We start from the raw sequence: 3,682 nt of genomic DNA on the forward strand, positions 1-3,682 counted from the left end.
TTCGTCGTGGTGTCGCGCATGGTCGGCATGCTCGTCGGCATCTCGGCGCTGACCACCATCGGGCTGCGCCGCTACTACGCCGAGCAGGCCGACGTGCCCTCCGCACGGGAGGTCTGCGGCGACTCGACCCGGTGCGCCGAGTTCACCCGGCTGCTCAAGACCGCCGGCATCGCCCAGGAGCAGACGGTGTTCCTCGGGGCTGCCGCGTGCGCGGTCGTCGCCGGCGTCCTCGCGCTGGTCCTGTTCCGCAGCGCGGCCACCCGCGCCGTCTCGACCGGCGACCTGCTGCGCGCGGCCGGATGATCGTCCGCTAACGTCGCCGATCGTGGACGGCTTCGACGACCTGCTCGCCGCCAACCGTGAGTTCGCGGCCTCCTTCGACCTCGCCGGGTTCGACGGCGTCGCCCATGCGGGCGTCGCGATCGTGACCTGCATGGACTCGCGGATCGATCCGCTCGGCATGCTGGGCCTCAAGCCCGGCGACGCCAAGATCTTCCGCAACCCGGGTGGCCGGGTCACGCCGCAGGCCATGGAGGCCCTCGTGCTGGCCGTGCACCTGCTGAACGTGGAACGGGTCCTGATCGTCCCCCACACCCGCTGCGCGGTCGCCAGCAACACCGAGGCCGAGCTGCGCGAGCGCGTCGCCGCCTCCGCGGGCCAGGACGCCTCGTGGCAGCCCTTCCCCGTCATCGCCGACCAGGCGGCCGCCCTCCGCGAGGACGTGCAGAAGGTGCGCTCGCACCCGCTCGTCCCCGACACCACCCGCGTCGGCGGCTTCCTCTACGACGTCGACACGGGACTGCTCGACCAGCTGGTCTAGGTCCCGGTCAGGCCCAGCCGGGCCGCGGGTCAGGCGTCAGCGCTGCCCAGCTGCCGGGCGAGCCACTCCAGCTGCACGGCCTCCTGGTGGAACTGCCCGCCCTCGTGGTCGTTGAAGGGGTAGGTCCGCAGGTCCTTGGGGCCCGCGTAGGCGTTGTAGGCCGCATGGACGGTCGACGGCGGGCAGACCGTGTCCATCAGCGCGACCGACATCAGCGCCGGCGCCGTCGCAGCGCCGGTCAGGATCGCGCAGTCGAAGTACCCGAGGGTCGCCAGGACAGCGTCGACCTGGTCGCGGTGGCTGGCCAGGTAACCCGCCAGCTCCAGGTAGGGGCCCTCGGTCGCAAGCGTGATCGCACGCGGGAAGTCGCACAGGAACGGCACGTCGGCCATGACGGCGCGCAGGTCGGTGCGGAGGGACGCGACCGCCAGGGCCAGGCCGCCACCCTGGCTGACCCCGTGGACGGCAATCCGGTCGGCAGCGACCCCGGGGAGCGCCCGTGCGGCGTCGACGGCCAGCACCGCGTCGGTGTAGAGACGGCGGAAGTAGTAGTCGTCCTTGTCGAGCACGCCGCGCGTCATGAAGCCTCCGAGGTAGGACGGGCCGTGGCCGTGCGGGTCCGGCGTGTCGCCCACGTAGCCGCCGCCGGTGCCCTGACCGCGGCTGTCGATCTCGAGCGTGGCGTAGCCGGCGAGGGGCAGGAACCCCGCCTGGTGCGGCAGCCCGCGCCCACCGGTGTAGCCCTGGTAGCGCACGACCGTCGGCAGGTCGCCCTCGACGCCGGCGGGTCGCCGGTACCACGCCCTGACCGGGTCGCCCCCGAACCCGCTGAACGAGACGTCGTAGACCTCGACGAGCGTCAGGCCGGCCTCCACGAGCTCGGCCTTCGGGGCCCACCAGGCAGCCCGGGACTCCTCCAGGGTCGTGGACCAGAACGCCTCCAGGTCAACAGGCGCCGTGGCCCGCGTGCGGTAGTGGCGGAGCTCGTGGTCGGGAAGGTCGTACTGCGGCATCGGGTTCCTTGCTGGCTGGGCGGACCGGCGCGAGGGGCCGGGCGGCCGGGCGACGGAGGTGCGGGACGAGTGGTACGAGAGAGGTCGGTCAGCCCTTCACGGCGCCCTGGAGCAGGGCTTGGGTGAACTGCCGTTGGAAGACCACGAACACGAGCACGGTGGGCGCCATGATCAGGAGGGCACCCGCGGAGAGCAGGACGATGTCCGTCCCGTACTGGCCCTGGAAGGCACCCAGGGCGCCCGCCATGGTGCGCTTGAGCGGGTCGTCGACCATCACGATCGCCAGGACGAACTGGTTCCAGGTCCACAGGAACAGCAGGATCGCCAACGACGACAGGGCCGGCCGCGCGAGGGGCAGATGGATGTGGAGGAACGCGCGCCAGGCGCTGGCCCCGTCGATCGTCGCGGCCTCGGTCAGCTCGGCCGGCACGGCGAGGAAGTGCGCGCGCATCCAGAAGACACCGAACGGCATGTACATCGCGATGAGCGGGAGGATCAGTGCCCATCGGCTGTTCAGCAGGCCGAGCTGCTGCATCTGGTAGTAGAGCGGCGTGATCAGCGACTCGAACGGGATGGTGAGCCCGAGGACGAAGAGCAGGAAGATCGCGTTGCCGAACGGCACCCGCAGTGTCGCGAGCCCGTACCCGGCGAGCGCGGCCAGTCCCAGGGAGACCGGGACGACTCCGAGCACGATCAGCAGACTGCTCGTGATGAGCGGGCCGAGGTGGGCGACCCGCCAGGCGTCGGCGAAGTTGCCCCAGTGCGGGTCCGAGGGCCAGCTGACCCCGGTGGGGATGGTCCCGGGCTCCTGGAGCGCCGTGGAGAACAGCGTGACGAACGGGACCAGGGTGAGCACCATGAAGAGCAGGAGGAGTGCGCGCCCCGTCACCTGGCTGCGAGCGGGCGCAGTCACGAGTCGCTCCTCTGCGTGAGCCGTTGGACGGGGACGATCGTGACGAGCACCAGGACCATCAGGATGACCGCCATCGCCGAGGCCTGGCCGATCTCGCGCTGGGTGAACGCGAGCCGGTAGATCTCGACGCCGGGGACCATCGTCGAGCGCCCGGGCCCACCCTGCGTGGAGATGTAGATGATGTCGAAGCTGGCCAGCGCCGCGATCATCGTGACCGTGGTGCACACGCCGATCTCACGGCGCAGGCCCGGCAGGGTGACGTGCACGAACTCCCGGAGCCGGTTCGCGCCGTCGATGCGCGCGGCTTCGTACAGCGCCGGGTCGATCTTGCCGATCCCGGTGAGCAGCAGGAGCGTGCAGAGGCCGAGCATCACCCACGACCCGATCAGCCCGACCGCGGGGAGCGCGGTGTTGAAGTCGGCCAGCCAGGGGCGGGTGATCCCACCGAGGCCGATGGCCGACAGGAACTGGTTCGCGACGCCGTCGCTGGAGTAGACCCAGTCCCAGACGATGCCCGCCGCGACGAGCGGGATCACCTGGGGGATGAAGAGCACCGTGCGGGACACGGTCGAGAACGACCCCTGTGGCATCTGGTGCATGAGTGCGGCGGCGAGCAGCCCCAGGGCGACCGGGATCACCGTGAAGAAGATGATCAGCTCGAACGCGTGCGCGATGATCGCCAGCTGGTCGGGGTCAGTGAGGACCCGCCGGTAGTTGTCGGTGCCGACCCACGTCGCCGGACCGATGCCGTTCCAGTCGTAGAAGGAGTACTGGACGGAGACGAGAAGCGGTTTGAGGACGAAGAAGGCGTACATCGCCAGCGCTGGTGCCACGTAGACCAGGTGGACCCACCGGCCGCCCGAGCGCCGCGCACGACCGCGGGACCGGGAGGGTGGGGCGGGGGGGGGGCGGCGGGGCGGGGGGCGACGACGACAC

General features: G+C 71.0%; 5 protein-coding genes. 2 read left to right on the top strand and 3 right to left on the bottom strand.

Features of this window, described 5'->3' with window-relative positions; all coding sequences use genetic code 11:
- Together ACTUAL_RS00145 and ACTUAL_RS00150 are read left to right on the top strand one after the other, a co-directional pair.
- On the top strand, positions 1-303 hold a 303-nt coding region (locus ACTUAL_RS00145), incomplete at its 5' end, for a hypothetical protein (RefSeq protein WP_440898821.1).
- 22 nt (positions 304-325) lie between these two features.
- Positions 326-820, top strand: a complete 495-nt coding sequence (locus tag ACTUAL_RS00150; RefSeq protein WP_440898822.1) for a beta-class carbonic anhydrase — start codon at positions 326-328, stop codon at positions 818-820.
- Between the two features lie 29 nt (positions 821-849).
- Here the strand turns inward: ACTUAL_RS00150 and ACTUAL_RS00155 are convergent, their stop codons facing one another.
- The 3 genes from ACTUAL_RS00155 to ACTUAL_RS00165 all read right to left on the bottom strand — a co-directional run bounded on the left by ACTUAL_RS00155 (position 850) and on the right by ACTUAL_RS00165 (position 3,579).
- On the bottom strand, positions 850-1,833 hold the full coding sequence (locus tag ACTUAL_RS00155; RefSeq protein WP_440898823.1) for an acetylxylan esterase: 984 nt from the start codon (positions 1,831-1,833) through the stop codon (positions 850-852).
- A gap of 88 nt (positions 1,834-1,921) precedes the next feature.
- Complete coding sequence (locus tag ACTUAL_RS00160; RefSeq protein ID WP_440898824.1) at positions 1,922-2,746, bottom strand: carbohydrate ABC transporter permease; 825 nt, start codon at positions 2,744-2,746, stop codon at positions 1,922-1,924.
- Positions 2,743-3,579 carry a carbohydrate ABC transporter permease gene (locus tag ACTUAL_RS00165; protein ID WP_440898825.1) on the bottom strand — a complete coding sequence of 279 codons (837 nt, stop codon included), beginning with the start codon at positions 3,577-3,579 and terminating at the stop codon, positions 2,743-2,745. The genes ACTUAL_RS00160 and ACTUAL_RS00165 overlap by 4 nt, the downstream gene beginning before the upstream one ends.
- Positions 3,580-3,682: the final 103 nt, after the last annotated feature.

It is taken from the genome of Actinosynnema sp., assembly GCF_052038725.1.